Below are 19,002 nucleotides of genomic sequence, written 5' to 3' on the forward strand. Positions count from 1 at the left end.
CTCAGCCATTTCAAGTATTCTTTACTTTTCATGGCTGATAAAATTGCCTTCCTAGGCCTGGGCAGCATGGGCGCCGCTATGGCCGCCAACCTGCTCAAGGCCGGCTTCCCGCTCACCGTCTACAACCGCACTGCCGCCAAAGCCGAGCCCCTGCGCCAGCAAGGAGCCGCCGTGGCCACCACTCCCGCCGAGGCCGTACGCGACGCCGACATCGTGTTCACGATGCTGACCGACGACAAAGCTCTCGAAGAAATAACGACCGGCCCCGACGGCTTTATTAACGAGCTGAAACCCGGTGCCATCCACGCCTCGTGCAGCACGGTGGCCCCCGACACCAACCGACGCTTGGCCGAAGCGCACCGCGCCCACGGCTCCTTCCTAGTAGCCTCGCCAGTGTTTGGCAAGCCCGATGTGGCGGCTGCCGGCAAGCTCTGGGTTGGCTCGTCGGGCCCCGCCGAGGCCCGCGAGCGGCTGAAGGCGGCGCAAGCCGCCATTGGCCAAGGCACCCACGATTTTGGCGACGACCCTGGCGCAGCCAGCGTGGCCAAGCTCTGCGGTAATTTCCTCCTAGGTACCGTGATAGAGGGCATGGCCGAGGCGCTGACGCTAGCCGAAAAATGCGGGCTAGACCGCATAGGCTTCTACGAGATGCTTACCAGCACCCTCTTCAACAATCCTATTTACAAGAGCTACGGCAAGCTCATTGCCGAGCAGCACTACCAGCCGGTGGGCGCGCCGCCGGCCATCATCCGCAAGGATATGAACTTGGTGGTGCAGGAGGCTTACAAAAACGAAGTGCCCATGCCCTTCGCCAACCTCATCCGCGACCGCCTTACCGCTACCGTGGCCCTAGGTGAGCCCGATGTAGATTGGGCCAGCTTTGCCAAGCGCGTGTCAGAAGACGCGGGGTTATAGTGTATTGGGTACTTAGTGTAATAGGTAAGGGGCATAATGCCGTTCAGCTTATGCGAACGGCATTATGCCCCTTACCTATTACACTGGGTGCTTATTTTTTCGCCGTCGGCAGCACTACGCCGTCGATGACGTGGGTAACGCCATTTTTGGAAATAACGTCGGCAATCTGCACCGTGGCCGGCGCGTCCTTACCATTGCTAACCATTACTTTACCGTCCTTCACGGTGAAGTGCAGCTTCTCACCGTTTACGGTAGTTATCTCCTGGCCATCGCGGATATCGGCGGCCAGAATGCGGCCCGGAATGACATGGTACGTGAGCACACCCTTAAGCTTAGCCTTGCTGGCCTCGTCGGTGAGGGCGGCTAGGGCAGCTTTGGGCAATTTGTCGAAGGCCGCATTGGTGGGCGCAAATACAGTGAAGGGGCCAGTGCCTTTCAGCGTTTCAACTAAGCCCGCGTCTTTCACCAGCGTTACCAGCGTACTCACGCTTTTGGCCTGGCTGGCGTTGTCCACGATGTCTTTGTCGGCCGTCATGGCCACGCCGTCTACCATCACCCCGCCGGGCTTGGCCATGCGCAGCGAGTCAGTGGGCATAGCAGCCGAGTCGGCCGTGGCCTTAGCAGCGGCAGCCTCTTCGGCAGTGGGGGTTTCTTTTTGGTCGGTACCGCCGCATGAGGTCAGCAGCAGGGCAGCCAAGGCCGTGGCGGGCAACTGGCGGAAAAGATTGGTCATAAAAATGAAAAGGTAAATTTTTGCCACTAAGCAAAACCCGTGGCCTATTGTTTGGCTTACGTAGCAGTAGCCGCCCTAGGTTATCCTAAACCCTGCGGCCAGGCTGCCGTTTTTACTTTTGCCGAGCCAGCGCGTAGCTGGCTTTTTCAACACCCTCCACCCGCATGAAGACTGCCGAAATCCACACGCCTAAAGGCGTCATGAAAGTTGAGTTCTACGAGCAAGACGCTCCCAATACCGTTAAGAACTTTATCGACCTAGCCGAGAAGGGCTTCTACGACGGTACCAAGTTTCACCGCGTCATCCCGAATTTTATGATTCAGGGCGGCGACCCCAACACCAAGCCCGGCGCCAAGGGCATGCCCGGCACCGGGGGCCCCGGCTACAAAATCAAGTGTGAAACCAGCGGCAACAACCAGTACCACGACCGTGGCGTGCTCAGCATGGCCCACGCTGGCAAAGACACTGGTGGCTCGCAGTTCTTCATTGTACACAATCGCCAAAACACCGCCCACCTCGACCGGGTGCATACGGTATTTGGCAAGGTAGTAGAAGGCGAAGATGTAATTGACCAGATTCGCGGCAACGACGAAATCACCAAAATTGTGGTGAAAGACGACGCTGCTGCGTAGTGTTCTTCTGCCTTATTGCACAAAATGCCCGGATTAGCGTCCGGGCATTTTTTTGTTTTGGCTTGGTTGTTTAGGCAGCAGCCCCGTATAAGCTAGTATCCTACTACTAGCAAGAAAACCATATTTAATTGAACTTGCCGTTAACTGGGCACAAGTTTAATCAGGCTCGCAGCAGCCGGTTTTCTTATCCAATTCCAGACCCATGAAAAGACCTAACCAACTCCTTGCCTTTGCGCTGGCCGCCAGCCTTTCTCTAGGAAGCTGCTCCTTAATTCGCTCCGATGCAAATTCCAGAAATCCGGTTATTGCCGAGCAAGCACAGCGTGTCAATGACTTGGAGCGCCAGGTCAGTGACCAGAGCCGCCTGGTTGATAGCGAAAGAGCGAAGGAGAAAGCGTTAAAATACCAGCTCAAAAGCGCCAAGCAGGAGCTGAAAGCTCGCAAACAACAAGCGAAAAGCGGTTACTAACGCTTAGCTGCTTACCTAGTAAAAAGCCCCGCGCACCTTTCGGTACGCGGGGCTTTTTTTAGTGCATCTATACGCGCGCAGGATGCTGCCTAGCGGCGGCGGCGGGGCTTCTCTTCTTCCTCATCATCGTCGTCATCGCCGAAGCTTGGCATGGTGAACATCGACGAGAGCAGGTCTTTGAACTGCGCGCCAGCCGTGAGACGATTGCGCGAGATGAGCGAGTGCTCGGCCAGGCCGTGCAGCAAGAACTCCATGAGGAAGTACGTGGTATCAGCGTCCTCTTTGGGGTGCAGCTCAGTCACAATGGCGCGCAAGCCAGGCACTTTGTCGAGGGCCGCGTGGTAATCATTCACGTGGGCATCGTGCAGGATGTCAAGCGTATTGCCATTGCCAAACCACTCCTGCACCGCTTTGTATGGCGAAGGGCGGTTCTTGAGCTTCTTGGCCTTGTCGGGGTCGGGGAAATATTGCAGAAACAGCGTGCGGATGGCTTTGCCCATCAGCTTCTCGGCTACGATGCCCGCGCCTTCCTGCTCGCCTTCGTACACCAGCTCCACCTTACCCGTAATAGCAGGCACGGCCGAGATGAAGTCGGCTACCCGCACGTAGGTGCGTTTCTCGCCATTGATGAGCGCGCGGCGCTCGGCGCCGGCTATCACCTGCTCGTAGGCCGAGATGGTGAGGCGGGCCGACACGCCCGACTTGGCGTCCACAAACTCGGAGCCGCGGGCCTCTACGGCCACTTGCTCCACGAGGTCGTGCACGATTTCATTGCTGATTACCAAACCTTTCTGCTCCTCTTTAATGCGGGCTTCCTGCTTGGTAATGCGCTTGCCGATTTCTATCGACTTGGGGTAGTGCGTGATAATCTGAGCGTCGATACGGTCCTTGAGGGGCGTCACGATGCTGCCGCGGTTGGTGTAGTCCTCGGGGTTGGCCGTAAACACGAACTGAATATCCAAGGGCAGCCGCACTTTGAAGCCACGAATCTGGATGTCGCCTTCCTGTAAGATGTTGAACAGCGACACCTGAATGCGGGCCTGCAAGTCGGGCAATTCGTTGATAACGAAGATGCCTCGGTGCGCCCGAGGTATCAGGCCAAAATGAATCACGCGCTCATCGCTATATGGCAGCTTGAGCGTGGCCGCTTTAATAGGGTCAGCGTCGCCAATAAGGTCAGCTACGCTCACGTCGGGCGTGGCCAGCTTCTCGGTGTAGCGGTCGAGGCGGTGCCACCAAGCTATCGGTGTGTCGTCGCCTTTTTCGGCAATGAGGTTGCGGGCAAATACCGACAACGGCTGCAGCGGGTCATCGTTCAGTTCCGAGCCTTCGACTACTGGCACGTACTCATCGAGCAGGTTGATAAGCAGGCGCGCAATGCGGGTTTTGGCCTGCCCGCGCAGACCTAAGAGATTGATGTGGTGCCCGGCCAGAATGGCGCGCTGCAATTCGGGAATAACGGTTTCTTCGTAGCCGTAGATGCCCGGAAAAACGTCTTCTTTGTTACGGAGTTTTTGGATGAGGTTGTCCCGCAATTCCTCTTTCACGGAGCGGGGCTTGTAGCCACTGGCGCGCAGTTGGCCCAGGGTGCGAATAGCGTCGTGTGTCATTACCCCTTAAACCCACTAAGGGGGCCTGAGGTTCAGCTAGCCGCGGTGGAGTTTTAAGGCACCTAGGTGCCTCTTGCGCCGCTGCCCAGCACCACGCCCCAATTGCTACTGCCCGCGCCCCTACTGCGGCGGCAACGAGAGTAGGTAGCCAATGGTAAAGTTAGCGTCCCAGTCAAATACAAACTGCTTGCAGCCAGTGGCTTCGGCTAAAGAGCGGTAAATAACCAGCCCGGCCTTAGTCTTGGCTTTATCAAATTGATACGCGCTGGGCACGTCGAGCACGGTATATCGCTCCTTGCCCTGGCGCACTTGCTTGGCCATTTCGTAGGGCACCCCGCCAATGATAAAGCAGGTTTGGCGCAGCTTGGCAGGCACCTGCTGGGCCTTGGCTTTTACATCGGCGGCCACTACATCATCGGCCGCCCCATACTCGTAGTATTTCGAGCCGAAGGTACTCACCGACTGTGGCTTGCCGTCGGCCACCCACGAAATCTCGGTGCCACCCGAGCCAATGTCCACCACGAAGGCCCGCTCGCTGAAAGGCGCCGGCATGGCCACGCTGAGGCCCAGGGCCGCTTCTTTTTCGGGGGTCATGCGGTTTACCACGTAGCCCATTTGGGTTAGCTCCTTGGCAATGCGGTGGGTGGCCGCCATCTTGAGTGCCCCCGAGCTTACTACGAAGTGAATATCCTTACCGCCCACACCGTAATCCAGCATATTGGCGATGTAGGCGCGCAGTCCCCGCCGAATTTCTTCGTTCGTAGCCAGGTTTTCCATCAGCAGGCTGTTGTCGAACTCGGCCTTCTGCAGCTCCCAATTGCGGCGGGCATCGGTACGCACCACAAAGGAGTTGAAGCCGCTGGCCCCGAGCTCTACTACGCCTCGTAGCTTGCCTCCTACAGGCTTGGGCGCGGGGTAGTTGAAGGCCGGCCGGGCGCTCGAGGTAGTGGTAGCGGTCGATTTTCCCTCGTCGGCGCCAACACTATCGGCAGCCTTCGACGTGTCCGAAGAGCCGGTTTCGGCCGCGGACTCTGGCTTGCTATCGCAGGAGAGCACGGCAAAACATAGTGCTGCTGCGGTGAGCAAGGTGCTTGGGCGCGTGAGAAGGGAGAGGTTTCGCATAGAGCTAGGGCCAGGGAAGGAATGAGGGCCTAAATATAGAGGTTGCTATTACAATACAGAATTGCACTACAGCCCGCCCAGCTGTGCGCCCTAGGTCAACTTGACGCAAGTAGTAGCACCTGCAGCCGCCCTACTTAGCTGGGCAGTTGCCCGGCTCGCTTAGGACTGAGCACGAAAAAGGGCAGCTTCCCAAAAGGAAGCTGCCCCATCATTCTTCTTACTTAAGAAAGCACCTTACAGCGACTTGCGCCGGTTTTTCTTGTAGTCTTCAAATACCAGATGCCCTAGGCCCTTCAGGCCCGAATAGTAGGCCTTGCCTTGGTTGACCTCCGTAAATTCCTCCACGAACTTTTGCAGGTACGGGTCGGAGGTAATCATGAAAGTGGTAATCGGAATCTTGACGCGGCGGGCGGCTGCGGCCAGGTTCAGGGTCTTGTTGACCACCTTGCGGTCAAGGCCAAACGAGTTTTTATAATAGCCGCCGGGCTCTTTCAAGCAAGTGGGCTTGCCGTCGGTTATCATAAATATCTGCTTGTTGGGCGTTTTTCGCTTGCGCAGCAGGTCCATCGCCAGCTCTAGGCCAGCTACGGTATTGGTGTGATAAGGGCCTACTTGCAGGTACGGCAGGTCTTTCACCTCAATCTGCCAGGCGTCGTTGCCGAATACAATCACGTCGAGCGTGTCCTTGGGGTACTTCTGCTTCACAAGCTCGGCCAAGGCCATCGCCACCTTTTTAGCAGGCGTGATGCGGTCTTCGCCATAGAGTATCATCGAGTGCGAGATATCTATCATCAGCACCGTGCTAGTCTGCGACTTATGCTCGTTTTCGCGCACCTCTAGGTCGCCCTCGGTCAGCATAAAGTTGTCGCCCTCCATGCCGTGGTTGAGCTGGGCATTGCGGATGGACTCGGACATCTGAATCTGCTCGAGCGAGTCGCCGAAGCGGAACTCGCGCAGGTCGGTGCTTTGCTCGTCGCCCTGCCCGGTTTGGGGCGTGCGGTGGTTGCCGGTGCTGCTTTTCTTGAGCTTGCCAAAAATTTCTTCCAGCGCCGATTTCCGAATTTTCTGCTCGGTCTTGGCCGTGATTTTTAGCTCGCCCCGCTCCTGCTCATTTTCATCGATATACCCCTTTTTCTTGAGGTCTTCGATAAAGTTGCCCATGCCGTAGTCATCGTCGGTGAGGCCGTACTGCTTGTCGAGCTCATTGAGCCACTGCAACGCCTCCCCTACATCACCGCTGGTAATGGTTATTAATTGCATAAACAGCTTGAGCAGCTGCTCAAAGCCTTTATCGCCCGAATTTTCATCGGGCACAAAATCACGAAAGCGGACGCCGAGAGCCATAGAAGGGGTAATAACGTATAGGCCAAGAAAACAAGCTCCGCGGCGGCAATGTTCAATTTGAGAACCTAGAGCGAGCAGTAGTGCGCCCTAGGTCAGCTTTTGAGCCGCGCCTCACCCAAGCTCCCTTTACCCCATTTCGATGAAAGCTATTTGGAACAACACCGTCGTGGCCGAGAGCGACGACACCATAGTTGTTGAAAACAACCACTATTTCCCCGCCGACTCTATTAAGCAAGAGTACTTCGAGGACAGCATTGCCCACACCACCTGCCCCTGGAAGGGCCGCGCTAGTTACTACTCGCTGCGCGTAGCAGATGAGCTGAACAAAGACGCCGCCTGGTACTACCCCGAAACCAGCCCCGCCGCCGAAAAAATAAAAGGTCGGGTCGCCTTCTGGAAAGGCGTGAAGATAGAGGAATAGTACGTGCTTATCGCATAAAAAAGGCCGCCTGCGAGGTATGCAGCTGGCCTTTTTTATAAGGAGGCTGTTCAAAATAACGCCTAACGCGGCAATCCCTAGGTGGTTGTGCCGCGCCCCTGTGCAGCCAAAAGCCCCGGCTGCACGGGGCAGCCGGGGCTTTTATAATACGCTCCTAGGTAGGCTATTGCCTAGCTAATCCACTTAAACTGGTACTCCAGCTTGGGCACGGGCATGCGGTCGCTCACGCGGCGCAGGCGGGCGGGCAGGGCCATGAGGTAGTCACGGCCCTTTTCGGCGGCCGGCGTGAGGCCAGTGCGGTCGGCGATTTTCCAGTCGCTGATGAGCGTGTCCAGAATCTCGGTGTAGTCGTTGCTGGTGTACACTCCTAGGCGCTGGGCAGCGTCGGTGAAGTGGCCAAAGGTCTTGCCGATGTCCACGCCCATCTCGCGCATGTAGTGGGCGGGCATCACGATTTTTTTGCGCATCATTTCCTCAAAGGCCAGCATCATCTCGCTAGGGTCGAGCTCAAAAATCTTGTCCACGAAGGTCTTGTAGGCGCGGGCGTGGCGGTTTTCGTCGCCTGCAATCATGCCACAAATCTTGGAAAGCTGGTCGTCGCCGGCGGTGCGGGCCAGCTGGCCCACGCGGCGGTGCGACACGTTGGTGGCCATTTCCTGGTAGCTGGTGTACACAAACGACTTGTACGGGTCGTGCGCCATACCTAGGTCAAAGCCGTCGTTGATGAGGTGCTGCGTCGAAATCTCAAACTCGCGCATGTTTACGCGGCCGCAGAGGTAGAGGTAGCGGTTGAGCAGGTCGCCGTGGCGGTTTTCCTCGGCCGTCCAGCCCCGAATCCACTTCGCCCACCCGTTGTTATCGTCGCGGTTCATGTTATCAATCTCATGAAACCACGCCTCGTAGTTGGGCAGCGCCTCCTCGGTGATGGTATCGCCGATGAGCACGGCCAGCAGGTCGTAGGGCAGGGCGGCGGCTTTCTCGCGCAATTCCTTTACTTCGTCGAAGAAGGTATCGCGGCGCGAATCGGGCAGAAAATCGGCAGGCTGCCAGCTTTTTTCCACGGGCTTCAGAAACTCGTAGATATTGTCTTTCAGGTAACCTTCGAGTTGCTCAAGTACTTCGCCGCGCGAAATAAGAAGGTTTTCAGGAAGTGTCATAAGATATAAGGGCACTGCACATGAGCGGGCAGTGAATAGAACACACGAAGGTCCGCTTTTAGTTGAATTGATGCCGTACATGATTAGGGCATTTGTGCGGCGGCGGGCCCCTAGGGTAGCAGCTTATTGCTGTGCTTAGCACTACCTTGCTTTTTCTCAGCTAGTAAGGTCTCGCTCTTTCTCCCCGCCCATGCCCAAAAAATACCTGGCCCTGGCCCTCGCCGCGCTGGCCGCCTGCCAATCGGCACCCTCACACCCCGAGGCTACGGCCCAAGCGCCGGCCGCGGCGGCCTCCTCGCCCAGCGCCAAGCCCGCTTTTTACCACGAGCCGTACCGGCCGCAGTTCCACTTTTCGCCCAAAGAAAATTGGATGAACGACCCCAACGGGCTAGTGTACGAGAATGGCACCTACCACCTGTTTTTTCAGCAAAACCCCACGGCGCCGGTGGCCGGCAACATCCATTGGGGCCACGCCACCAGCACCGATCTCGTGCACTGGCAGCAGCAGCCCACGGCTATAGCGCCCGATAGCCTAGGGCTGATTTTTTCGGGCAGCGCCGTGCTCGATGCTCAAAATACCAGCGGCCTAGGCCAGCCCGGCCGCCCGGCGCTGGTGGCCCTCTACACCAGCCACAGCGAACGCAAGGAAAAGCTAGGCCGCCAGGATGTCGAGAACCAGAGCCTCGCCTACAGCCTCGACCACGGCCAAACCTGGACGAAATACGCCCAGAACCCGGTGCTCAAAAACCAAGGCAGCCGCGACTTCCGCGACCCCAAGGTGAGTTGGTACGCGCCCGGCAAGAAGTGGCTGATGGCCTTATCGGCCCACGACCACATTGAGTTTTACTCTTCCAAAAACCTGTTGGCCTGGACCAAGGAAAGCGACTTTGGCCGCACCCTAGGGGGCCACGGCGGCGTGTGGGAGTGCCCTGACCTCATTCGGGTGCCCGACGAGCAGGGCCAGCTGCACGACGTACTGATAGTCAATATGAACCCCGGCGGGCCCAACGGTGGCTCGGCCACGCAGTACTTCGTGGGCAGCTTCGACGGCAAGACCTTCCGGACCACGCAGCCCGGCACGCGCTGGCTCGACTACGGCCCCGACAACTATGCCGGCGTGACGTGGACCAACCTGCCCGCCGGCAGCCCGGTTACGCTCATTGGCTGGATGAGCAACTGGGAATATGGCCAGCAGGTGCCCACCAGCCCCTGGCGCAGCGCTATGACCGTGCCGCGCACCCTGCGCCTGCGCAGCGCGGCGGGCCAGCTTCAGCTGGCCTCGCAGCCCATCGCGGGCCTAACCAAGCTTTACGACCAGCCCTTGACGCTCAGCAACGTAGCCGTGAACGGCCGCTACGACCTCGGCAAGCAACTCAACACGCGCACTGGGCGCTTCCGCCTCAGCTTTACCGTACCTAGGGCCCAAAATTGGTCGGTGGTGCTCGGCAACGACCGCGACGAGCGCCTGACCATCGGCTACGACCACGCCAAAAAAGAGTATTATATCGACCGCAGCAAATCAGGCAACGTTGCTTTTGCGCCCGCCGACAAAGGCTTTGCGCGGGTGGCCCGCGCCCCGCGCCTGGCCACGGGTCCCACCCAAGAGGTTACGCTGCTGGTTGATGCTGCCTCTGCCGAGTTGTTCGCCGACAGCGGCCTAACCTGCATGACGGGCATCTTCTTCCCCAGCGAGCCCTTTACTGGCCTGACGCTGCAAGCCGAATCTGCCCTGACCCTACCGCACGTGGAGCTGGTTGGGATGAAGTCAATTTGGGAAAAGTAAAAATAGGCAGGGAATATAAGGCCTTTTTCGTTCTACACCCGCTGTACAAGGTAGCGAGTGTAGAACAAAAAAGGCCTTGTATTCTCACTGCTATTCAACACTTTCAGCGGCTTACAAAAACAGCTTCAGGAACTTGTCTAGAAACCAGTTGCGCTCGGCTTTCATAAGGCGGGTGAGCAGCTTGTCGGAGGTATCGGCCAGCTGCTGGATGTCGGTGAGCACAGTGTGGAAGGCGCGGTAGTCAGGGTCAGTATCGTTGCCGGGCAGTTGGGCCAGCTGGTCGAGGGTGCGCTTCATTTGGTCGAGCTCGCGGCGCTTGCGAGCGGCAATGATGCACTGCGTCACGCGCAGTATATCCTTCTCAGCTACGAAGTACTCGCGACGCTCGCCGGGACGCAGTTCTTTATATATCAATCCCCAATCAATCAGCTCGCGCACCGTCTGGCTGGCATTGCCCCGCGAGATGCTGAGCTGCTCCATGATGTCCTCGGTGCTCAGGGCCTGGGGCGACACTAGCAGCAGAGCGTGCACCTGGGCCAGGGTTTTGCTCACGCCCCAACTCGTACCCGATACACCCCAGAGGTTTATGAATTGGGCTTTGGCTTCGGCGAGGGTGGGTGCAGACGGGTTGGGTTGGGTGGACTTTTCAAGTGGCATTTGACAACTCATTCAGCGTAAAGCGATTGCAATGGTAATATAGAGCACAATGGGTGTTAGGTAAGTAAACATCACTAAAACAACCTTTTGGGTAGTGCTCAGCGATGACGACAACACCAATAGACTACCTAGAAATGATACTGGTAGAAAGACAATGCCGATATAGGGTGTCATCGTCAGTAAGCAGCCTATACAGCTCAGCAGAAACCCCGCAGCATTGAGGCAGCCTTTCTTACTCATGACCCCGCGAGCTAAGTGTGCCTAGCGACATACTGGTAGTATCTCTTGTCTGCAACAATTCCCCCACCGCTACTTCACAATTCTCATACTCAAACTGAAAACCTGCCGCGAGCAACCGCTCGGGGTACACCTTGCGGCTTTTGAGAATCAGTTCGGTTTCGGTGCGGAGTACGAAAGCTCCGATTTTAAGCAGCCACCGGGGCTGTGGCAGCCGCAGGAGCGGGCGTAGTTCGCGGGCCAGCAGAGCGTTGAACTCCCAGTTGTGCAGCGGGTGCGGGGCGCAGAGATTGACCGGGCCGCTGAGTTGGTCGGCGTGGGCTAGGAACTCGACCGCCCGGCAAAAATCACGGATATGCAGCCAGCTAATCCACTGCTGGCCGGAGCCTTGCGGCGTGCACAGCCCGAATCGCGCGAGCCGCGCCATTACCGGAAACGCGCCACCATCGGCACCTAGGACAATGGCCGTACGCAGGGCCACGCAGCGCGTAGTAGCGGGCGCGGGGGCCGCCCAAAACGCTGCTTCCCAGGCCCGCCCTACTTCTTCCGAAAAGGGGCCGCCCGGCGTGGGGTTAGCTTCTACGTTGGCGGGTACGTCGCCGCGCGTATCGGGGTAAATAGTAGCCGTTGAAGAGTTTAGCCACACCTTAGGTGGCCGGGTACAGGCTGCCACGGCTTCGCCCAGCACGCGGGTGCTATCGGTGCGGCTGGCCAGGATGGCGCGGCGATTGGCTTCGCTGTAGCGGCAATCGACCGAGCGGCCAGCCAAGTTTATAAGCAGGTCAGCACCTTCTAGCTCCCGCGCCCAGGGGCCGAGCGTGCGGGCATCCCAATGCACATCGCCGGAACCGGTGCGGCTGATACTTACTACCTGGTAGCCCAGCCCTCGAAAATGCGCGGCCAAGTGCCGGCCTAGAAAACCATTTCCACCGACAAGAACGAGTTTGGGCTGAGACATGGGGCGGGGCGAAAGGCTAGTAATCAGCAGTGTGCCAGAACTACTGCCTTCGATGAAGCAAATGTATCACAAGTTTCAATAATTATTGAAACTTGTGATACATTTTATTTTACCTTACCTCACAGGTTCGTCATAGTTAGCTTGTCGAGGCATCTATACTATTTCCTCAACGGTGCGCTAAATATGCTTCGGCAAGCTCAGCATGACAGACGCTTACCTCATGTGGAAGCTTGATGTAAAGAATAGTACTCCTGCCGTACTCGCTGCAAGGTTGCCTCAGCGGCCGCCGTATTGGGCGTTTCGGGTAGCGAGGACGCGGCAAAAGCGGCTTCTACCCGCTCGACCAACTGCTCGGCTTCGGCCACTAGCTCAGCATACTCAAACTCGCCACGGCGGATTTGCAGCAAGAATTCACGGTTGGGGCGACGCACGTGTAACTGGCCGGTGCGGGCGATTTCCTCAGCCATTTGCAGCAGCCGAAAGACGTGCAGCATATTCTTGGCGTCGTAGTTTTTGCCGTGCTGCACGGTGTTGGCGTAGCGCTCTTTGTTGCGCTTTTCGACCCACTCCCAATACTCGCGAAACACGCGGCAGTAGGAACTGTAGCCGTTGCGGTTGAAGGACAAATACGCCACCGGCTCCTCCCCTTTCGGCACGGCCGAGAGCTGCACGTCCTGGCTGGTATCGGGGTCGCGCACGAGGCCGCGGTACCCTAGGTGCTGGGTGGGCGTGCGGTCCACGAACAGCGCATAAAGGTCGGTGAGATGCGGCACATTGGCTAGGCCGCACTGGGCGGCCGTGAGGCCTTGGCGGGCCAGCCATACCTCGGCGGGCTGCGCGCCGGCCCCGACGGTGACGTAGCAGAAATCCAACACCGATTTGCGGCCGGGCGGCTCGGGGTGGTTTATCTTCTTATTCAAGCCCTTGGCCTTGCGAATTTGGGCCACGGCGTACTCGGCAAAGCTTAGCCTACAGAGCCTAGATAGAAAATCCTGAGGCCGAAACTGGTCGAAGAGCGGGTGCTGGTACACGATGCAGTCGGACGGCGTGCCCAGCAGCTCTAGCACGGTAGGGTTGTTTTTCAGGAGCAATTCTACGAAGCGGCGCAGTTCGTAGAATACTTCATCGTTGGTTTCATTAGCTACCTGCGGCACGTAGTCGAGGCCAAAGAATGCATGCTCGGGCAGCACGAACACGCCTTTGAGGTCGGTATCGGAGTGCGGCAGGTTAGTGCCGTAGGCGCGGCTACCGCTCACGGCTTCGAAAAGTATCAGGCGCTGCTGGCGCAGGTCGGCAATGGTCATAGGCGCAAAGTAGCTTGAACTTTGCCGTCTGAGCCACTCTTGGCTACGCTTCATAATTCCCTCAAAGAACCAACCGTGCTTTGCAGGACACTGCCTAGGTTCGATTACTAGGCCTTTTTACCCTGATGCTACGCTGTTTACTATTTGGGCTACTGTTAGTCCTGCCGGCTACTTTGCGCGCCCAAAGTTTGCGCTTCCTTCTTCGTGACTCGACTAGTCGCCAGCCACTTATCGGGGCCAGCGTGGGCGTGCCCGGTACCGGCGTGGGCGGCACTACCGATGCCACCGGTGCGGTGCAGCTGACGCCTGCGCCGGTCGCGGGCACCCGGCTGCGCATAGAGGCCCTAGGGTACAAGCCGCGCACCGTGGCGGCCCCTGCGGCGGGCGGCGCGCCTACTACCCTGCTGCTGGCCCCGAGCGCCGCCGAAATCGACGAAGTGGTCGTCACGGCCACCCGCACCAACTCGCGCATCGAAGACCAGCCCGAGCGCATTGAGGTGCTGGGCGAGGAGGAAATGCAAGAGGAAAACGGCATCAAGCCCGGCAACATTGCCAGCCTGCTCGGCGACTTTGCGGGCACCCAGATTCAGCCTACCTCGCCCACTACCGGCAATGCCGACTTGCGCATTCAGGGCTTGCAGGGGCAGTATTCGCAGATTTTGCGCGATGGATTGCCGCTGTACGGCGGCTTTGCGGGCAGCTTCGGCATCTTGTCGGTGCCGCCGCTCGACCTTAGGCAGATAGAGCTGCTGAAAGGCTCGAACTCGACGCTGTTTGGCGGCGGAGCTATTGCGGGCCTGGTCAACCTGGTAAGTAAAACACCTACCCTAGGCAAGTCGCAGTTTACGGCCACGCTCAACCAAAGTACTCTGCGCGAAACCAACCTCAATGGCTTCGCCGCGCAGCGCGGGCAGCGCTTCGGCTACTCGGTATTTGCGGGCCTCACGCGGCAGCAAGACGTGGACGTGGACGGCGACAGCTTCGTGGACGTGCCCCGCGTGCGTAACTTCACGGTGCACCCTAGGCTGTTTTATTACCCCAACGCGCACAGCCAGTTGGCCGTGGGCTACACCGGTACCTTCGAGAGCCGACGCGGCGGCTACCAAAACACCCTGCGCAACCAAGCGGAGGCGCTGGGCGGCACTACGTATTTCGTGAATAACGCCAGCCAGCGCCACACCGTCGATGCCATTTATACTAACGACAGCGTGGGCACGGGCCGCCTTACACTGAAGGGCGCAATTACCAATTTCGGGCGCGATGTACTGACTAACACGGTGGCGTTCAAAGCTAACCAAACCACCTATTACACCGAAGCCAGCTACTTGCACGACCTAGGCCGCGGCAATACTATCGTGGCCGGCGTGAACATCAACGGCGAATTGCTGCGCAACGCTGCTGGCAGCGCCACGCCACTGCTGAGCACGTATACCTATAATACGGTCGGCGTTTTTGCCCAGGATAATTGGACGCCCACGCCGCGCTTTAACTTGCAAGCCGGCCTGCGCTACGACCACCACAACCCCTACGGCGGCTTTGTGCTGCCGCGTCTCTCGGCGCTGTGGCACGTTACCGAGCGGTTCACGGCCCGCCTCAACGGCGGCCTAGGGTACCGGGTGCCGGTGCCCTACGTCAATAGCCTCGACGAGCGCGACTACCCGCAGGTGCAGCCACTACGCGGCCTGCGGGCCGAAACCTCGCAGGGCCTCAACGGCGACGTAAACTACGAGCACCGCTTCGGGCCCGAAACGGTGCTGAATCTCAACCAGTCGTTCTTCTACACGCGACTTCAAAACCCGCTCATCTTGCCCGATGGCGGCATCGTGGGCGGCCCCGGCTCGGCCAGCTACCAGCCCGGCAGCGGCCCGCTTACCTGGCAAAATGCCGGCTCGCCCGTCGTTACGAAGGGCCTCGAAACCTACGTGCGCCTGCGCGCCCACGAGACCGAGCTGTACCTAGGGTACGTGTTTACCTACGCCCGCCGCCTCTACGACCCCGTGAATCCCAATGTGGAGCTGGCAGCCCGGCACAAGTTTGCGGCCGTGGCCGTGCAGGAATTCAGCGAGCACTTCGGCGCCGGCATCGAGGCCAGCTATACCGGCCAACAATACCTATCCGACGGCACTACTACCCCCGGCTACCCCATCGTGGCGGCGCTGCTGCGCTACCGCACCGGCCCCTGGACGGTAGTGCTCAATGCCGAAAACGTGTTCGACTACCGCCAAACCCGCCGCGAGCGCGTGGTGCTTCCCGTGGGCGGTAGCTACAGCAGCCCCATCTTTCGCGAGCTGTGGGCACCAGTAGAGGGGCGGGTAGTGAATCTGTCGCTCAACTGGCGCTTCGGGCAGTAGCGCAGTAGCTTGGACTTTGTAGTCCGAGCGCTCGCGGAGCGAGCATCTGGCGTCTGTACCGTTCTAGCGTGGATGCTCGCTCCGCGAGCGCTCGGACTACAAAGTCCAAGCTACTTCACCCAGGCTTGCAGCACCGCATCCAGCGCCTCATTCAGCCCAGAAGCCCTGGCTACCGGCAACGCCGCCTGCGCCGCCTGCCCGGCTGCGTACTCTTCTCCTAGGAAGGCGACCAGCGCAGCCGGTCGGGCCACCATCGTTTTCTCGTTAGAATGAGCCTTTTGCGCCAGCAGCTCCTCTACAACACCGTGCAAGCTCATCGGCAACAGCTCGCGCAATGGGGCAAACTCCATGGGCGGCAGCGTGTGGCGTTCGCGTATCCAGCGGGCAGCCAGGGCCGAGCGCAAGGCATAAAAGAGCCGTTTTAGGCGCACCTCTTCGCCGGTTAGCTCTTCCTCTACTCCGCGCCGCAGCTGCCCTAGGTAGTGGTGCAGGCCGGCTTTCAGGTTAAATGCCTGCGGGAGCAACGGCGTCAGCTGCGCCTGAAAACCCGGCGCCTCGTGGTACACAACAGGCGATTGCAGCCACTCGAACAGCGCCGCGTTGCTCCCGCGCAGCAGGCGCAGGGTTTTGCGCAGTTCCCAGCCGGCCAGGTCTAGCTCCTCATCGACGGGAAAATTGAGCGTGTCGGGGCCTTCGTCGAGCCCTAGGTACCAGTCGAGCGGGTGCACGTAGATAAAGCGCACGTCGTAGTCGGAGTCGGGCGAGGGAAAGCCCCAGGCCCGGCTGCCCGACTCGCAAGCGTACAAAATTCTGACGTTTTGCTTGGCTTCGAGGCTAGCTAATGCGGTAGTAATGCGTGTAATCATTAAACAAAAAAAAGGCCCGCCAGTGGCCTAGAAAGTCTTTTCTGAGAAAAATCACTAATTTCGTTAAACAAAAAGCTGTCCTAGGTCTTAGACAGAGCAACCTCGGCGCTAGCCGGCATTGAACAACTTCAAGCGTCGATAGCCTTTATAATAGAATGCCAAAATTTTGTAGCGGCCTTTCGCAAACCTACGTGCGAGTTGCCGGTACTTTGCCCATATTTCCTCCCAACCACTAACCCTTTATACCAATGGATAACCCCCAGAACGGGCAGACCTCGTCGGAAAACGGCAGCGGCACCGCTGTTAATGGCGTGGGCTCGGCGCAAGACCAGCGCACGGCCAGCGGCGAAACTGCCCAAACCCTGACTACCCGCCAGGGCCACCCGGTTTCGAACAACCAAAACCTGCGCACCGTGGGCAACCGCGGCCCGGCCACGCTCGAGAACTACCAATTTATCGAGAAAATCAGCCACTTCGACCGCGAGCGTGTACCCGAGCGCGTAGTGCACGCCCGCGGCGCGGGCGCCCACGGCGTATTCGAAGCCTACGGCACCGTGGGCGGCGAGCCTATCGAGAAGTACACCCGCGCTAAGCTGTTCAATACCAAGGGCAAAGAAACCCCCGTGTTCGTACGCTTCTCGACGGTGGGCCACGGTGGCCACTCGCCCGAAACCCTACGCGACCCGCGCGGCTTCGCGGTGAAATTCTACACCGAAGACGGCAACTGGGACCTCGTGGGCAACAACCTGAAGGTGTTCTTCATCCGCGACGCCATCAAGTTTCCCGACCTGATTCACTCGCAGAAGCCTGACCCGGTATTCAACCGCCAGACCGGCGAGCGCATCTTCGACTTCATCGCCAACACCCCCGAGGCCATGCACATGGTGGCCTTCCTATTCTCGCCCTGGGGCATTCCGGCCAACTACCGCCAGATGCAAGGCTCGGGCGTGAACACCTACAAGTGGGTGAACGCGCAGGGCGAAGCCGTGCTGGTAAAATACCACTGGGAGCCGCAGCAGGGCATCAAAAACCTGACCGCTAGCGAAGCCGAAGCCATTCAGGCCAAAAACTTCAACCACGCCACCCAAGACCTGTTCGACAATATCAAGAAGGGCAACTTCCCCAAATGGGAGTTGTCGGTTCAGATTATGTCGGACGATGAGCACCCCGAGCTGGACTTCGACCCGCTCGACGACACCAAAATCTGGCCCGAAGACAAGTTCCCCTTCTTGCCCGTGGGCATGATGACGCTGAACCGCAACCCCGAAAACTACTTCGCTGAAGTAGAGCAGTCGGCGTTCGGTACTGGCGTACTGGTGGATGGCCTTGACTTCTCGGACGATAAGATGCTGCAAGGCCGTACCTTCTCGTACTCCGACACCCAGCGCTACCGCGTGGGCGCTAACTACTTGCAGCTACCCATCAACGCGCCCAAAAAGCACGTGGCTACCAACCAGCGCGATGGCCAGATGGCGTATCACGTGGACGCAGCCCCCGGCCAGAACCTGCACGTCAACTACGAGCCCAGCAGCCTCAACGGCCTGAAGGAGTCGCCCTCACAGGGCCCCGACCACACGCCTTCGTACGCTGCCAAGCTGGTGCGCCAGACTATCGACCGCACCAACAACTTCGGCCAAGCCGGTGACCGCTACCGCCAGCACGAAGACTGGGAGCGCGACGACCTCGTTAACAACATGATAGGCGCGCTCACCGACGCCGCCAAAGTGGTGCAGGACAAGATGATTGAGCTGTGCACCAACTGCGACGCCGACTGGGGCCAGCGCCTGGCCGACGGCCTCAAGGCGGCTAATGCCAACGCCGACGGTGGCAACCAGTACAACGAAGGCCAGGCCGCCGCAGCGGTGGCTCAGGCAGAGGAAGTGGCGCACGATGCCAAGCCCTACTAGTTTGAAGCATCCCTAGGTCCGCCCGCGGCGGCCCTGGAACCAAGAACGCCGCCCTGGCAACGGGGCGGCGTTTTTTTGGTATTATGCTGATACTTAAAAATTAGCCTCAGCAAACTCCTGCGCGTACTGCTTTACCTGGCCGCGCACGTGGCGAAACTGCTGCATTATGTCCTCCTCGCTGCCAGTGGCCTTGGCAGGGTCAGGAAAATTGTGGTGCAGTTTCTGCGCCGACGACGGAAATACCGGGCACACCTCGTTGGCGTGGTCACATACGGTCAGCACGTAGTCGAAGGGCACCTGGGCATATTCCTCCACGTGGTTGCTGGTGTGCTGGCTGATGTCTACGCCGTCTTCGGCCATCACGCGCACGGCGCGGGGATTCAGGCCGTGCACCTCTACCCCGGCCGAATAAACATGGGCTTTCTCACCCAAGAGTTGCTGGAGGTAGCCGTGCAGCAGCTGGCTGCGGCACGAATTACCCGTGCAGAGCACCAGGATATTTTTAGGAGCCATATGAT

General features: G+C 58.8%; 17 protein-coding genes. 7 read left to right on the top strand and 10 right to left on the bottom strand.

Annotation, left to right across the window (positions count from 1 at the left end; all coding sequences use genetic code 11):
• Nucleotides 1-30: 30 nt before the first annotated feature.
• Nucleotides 31-915 carry an NAD(P)-dependent oxidoreductase gene (locus JAO77_RS15235; protein ID WP_198991240.1) on the top strand — a complete coding sequence of 295 codons (885 nt, stop codon included), beginning with the start codon at nucleotides 31-33 and terminating at the stop codon, nucleotides 913-915.
• A 91-nt stretch (nucleotides 916-1,006) separates the two neighbouring features.
• On the opposite strand, the gene JAO77_RS15240 is transcribed toward JAO77_RS15235, so the two are convergent.
• Complete coding sequence (locus JAO77_RS15240; RefSeq protein WP_198991241.1) at nucleotides 1,007-1,648, bottom strand: fasciclin domain-containing protein; 642 nt, start codon at nucleotides 1,646-1,648, stop codon at nucleotides 1,007-1,009.
• Nucleotides 1,649-1,812: 164 nt separating this feature from the next.
• Between JAO77_RS15240 and JAO77_RS15245 the strand changes: the two genes are divergently transcribed.
• Together JAO77_RS15245 and JAO77_RS15250 are read left to right on the top strand one after the other, a co-directional pair.
• Nucleotides 1,813-2,280, top strand: a complete 468-nt coding sequence (locus JAO77_RS15245; RefSeq protein ID WP_198991242.1) for a peptidylprolyl isomerase — start codon at nucleotides 1,813-1,815, stop codon at nucleotides 2,278-2,280.
• Nucleotides 2,281-2,482: 202 nt separating this feature from the next.
• Nucleotides 2,483-2,749: a hypothetical protein gene (locus tag JAO77_RS15250; protein ID WP_198991243.1), complete on the top strand. Its 267-nt coding sequence runs from the start codon at nucleotides 2,483-2,485 to the stop codon at nucleotides 2,747-2,749.
• 89 nt (nucleotides 2,750-2,838) lie between these two features.
• Here JAO77_RS15250 and JAO77_RS15255 read toward each other — a convergent pair whose 3' ends face one another.
• The 3 genes from JAO77_RS15255 to JAO77_RS15265 all read right to left on the bottom strand — a co-directional run bounded on the left by JAO77_RS15255 (nucleotide 2,839) and on the right by JAO77_RS15265 (nucleotide 6,825).
• On the bottom strand, nucleotides 2,839-4,359 hold the full coding sequence (locus JAO77_RS15255; protein WP_198991244.1) for a sigma 54-interacting transcriptional regulator: 1,521 nt from the start codon (nucleotides 4,357-4,359) through the stop codon (nucleotides 2,839-2,841).
• Nucleotides 4,360-4,479: 120 nt separating this feature from the next.
• Nucleotides 4,480-5,481, bottom strand: coding sequence for a hypothetical protein (locus JAO77_RS15260; RefSeq protein WP_198991245.1), 1,002 nt, complete (start codon nucleotides 5,479-5,481; stop codon nucleotides 4,480-4,482).
• 234 nt (nucleotides 5,482-5,715) lie between these two features.
• Nucleotides 5,716-6,825, bottom strand: a complete 1,110-nt coding sequence (locus JAO77_RS15265) for a vWA domain-containing protein (protein ID WP_198991246.1) — start codon at nucleotides 6,823-6,825, stop codon at nucleotides 5,716-5,718.
• 139 nt (nucleotides 6,826-6,964) lie between these two features.
• Between JAO77_RS15265 and JAO77_RS15270 the strand changes: the two genes are divergently transcribed.
• Nucleotides 6,965-7,246: a DUF427 domain-containing protein gene (locus JAO77_RS15270; RefSeq protein ID WP_198991247.1), complete on the top strand. Its 282-nt coding sequence runs from the start codon at nucleotides 6,965-6,967 to the stop codon at nucleotides 7,244-7,246.
• A 188-nt stretch (nucleotides 7,247-7,434) separates the two neighbouring features.
• Here the strand turns inward: JAO77_RS15270 and JAO77_RS15275 are convergent, their stop codons facing one another.
• Entirely contained in the window at nucleotides 7,435-8,421 is a 987-nt protein-coding gene (locus JAO77_RS15275) for an acyl-ACP desaturase (protein ID WP_198991248.1), read from the bottom strand.
• 190 nt (nucleotides 8,422-8,611) lie between these two features.
• Here JAO77_RS15275 and JAO77_RS15280 point away from each other — a divergent pair, with 190 nt between their 5' ends.
• A complete protein-coding gene (locus JAO77_RS15280) occupies nucleotides 8,612-10,204 on the top strand; it encodes a glycoside hydrolase family 32 protein (RefSeq protein WP_198991249.1) in 1,593 nt (530 codons plus the stop codon).
• Nucleotides 10,205-10,315: 111 nt separating this feature from the next.
• On the opposite strand, the gene JAO77_RS15285 is transcribed toward JAO77_RS15280, so the two are convergent.
• The 3 genes from JAO77_RS15285 to JAO77_RS15295 form a co-directional block, all read right to left on the bottom strand.
• Nucleotides 10,316-10,861, bottom strand: a complete 546-nt coding sequence (locus JAO77_RS15285) for a GbsR/MarR family transcriptional regulator (RefSeq protein WP_235998450.1) — start codon at nucleotides 10,859-10,861, stop codon at nucleotides 10,316-10,318.
• 232 nt (nucleotides 10,862-11,093) lie between these two features.
• A complete protein-coding gene (locus tag JAO77_RS15290; protein ID WP_198991250.1) occupies nucleotides 11,094-12,056 on the bottom strand; it encodes a TIGR01777 family oxidoreductase in 963 nt (320 codons plus the stop codon).
• 218 nt (nucleotides 12,057-12,274) lie between these two features.
• The gene (locus JAO77_RS15295; RefSeq protein WP_198991251.1) at nucleotides 12,275-13,360 is read right to left on the bottom strand and encodes a DNA polymerase beta superfamily protein; all 1,086 of its coding nucleotides are present in this window, start codon (nucleotides 13,358-13,360) and stop codon (nucleotides 12,275-12,277) included.
• 188 nt (nucleotides 13,361-13,548) lie between these two features.
• Here JAO77_RS15295 and JAO77_RS15300 point away from each other — a divergent pair, with 188 nt between their 5' ends.
• On the top strand, nucleotides 13,549-15,711 hold the full coding sequence (locus tag JAO77_RS15300; RefSeq protein WP_198991252.1) for a TonB-dependent receptor plug domain-containing protein: 2,163 nt from the start codon (nucleotides 13,549-13,551) through the stop codon (nucleotides 15,709-15,711).
• Nucleotides 15,712-15,821: 110 nt separating this feature from the next.
• On the opposite strand, the gene JAO77_RS15305 is transcribed toward JAO77_RS15300, so the two are convergent.
• Nucleotides 15,822-16,577 carry a nucleotidyltransferase domain-containing protein gene (locus tag JAO77_RS15305; protein ID WP_198991253.1) on the bottom strand — a complete coding sequence of 252 codons (756 nt, stop codon included), beginning with the start codon at nucleotides 16,575-16,577 and terminating at the stop codon, nucleotides 15,822-15,824.
• Between the two features lie 248 nt (nucleotides 16,578-16,825).
• Here JAO77_RS15305 and JAO77_RS15310 point away from each other — a divergent pair, with 248 nt between their 5' ends.
• A complete protein-coding gene (locus tag JAO77_RS15310) occupies nucleotides 16,826-18,484 on the top strand; it encodes a catalase (protein ID WP_198991254.1) in 1,659 nt (552 codons plus the stop codon).
• Nucleotides 18,485-18,577: 93 nt separating this feature from the next.
• On the opposite strand, the gene JAO77_RS15315 is transcribed toward JAO77_RS15310, so the two are convergent.
• The gene (locus JAO77_RS15315) at nucleotides 18,578-18,997 is read right to left on the bottom strand and encodes an arsenate reductase ArsC (protein WP_198991255.1); all 420 of its coding nucleotides are present in this window, start codon (nucleotides 18,995-18,997) and stop codon (nucleotides 18,578-18,580) included.
• Between the last annotated feature and the right edge of the window lie 5 nt (nucleotides 18,998-19,002).

This window comes from Hymenobacter sp. BT559 (assembly GCF_016427535.1).
Classification (GTDB): domain Bacteria; phylum Bacteroidota; class Bacteroidia; order Cytophagales; family Hymenobacteraceae; genus Hymenobacter.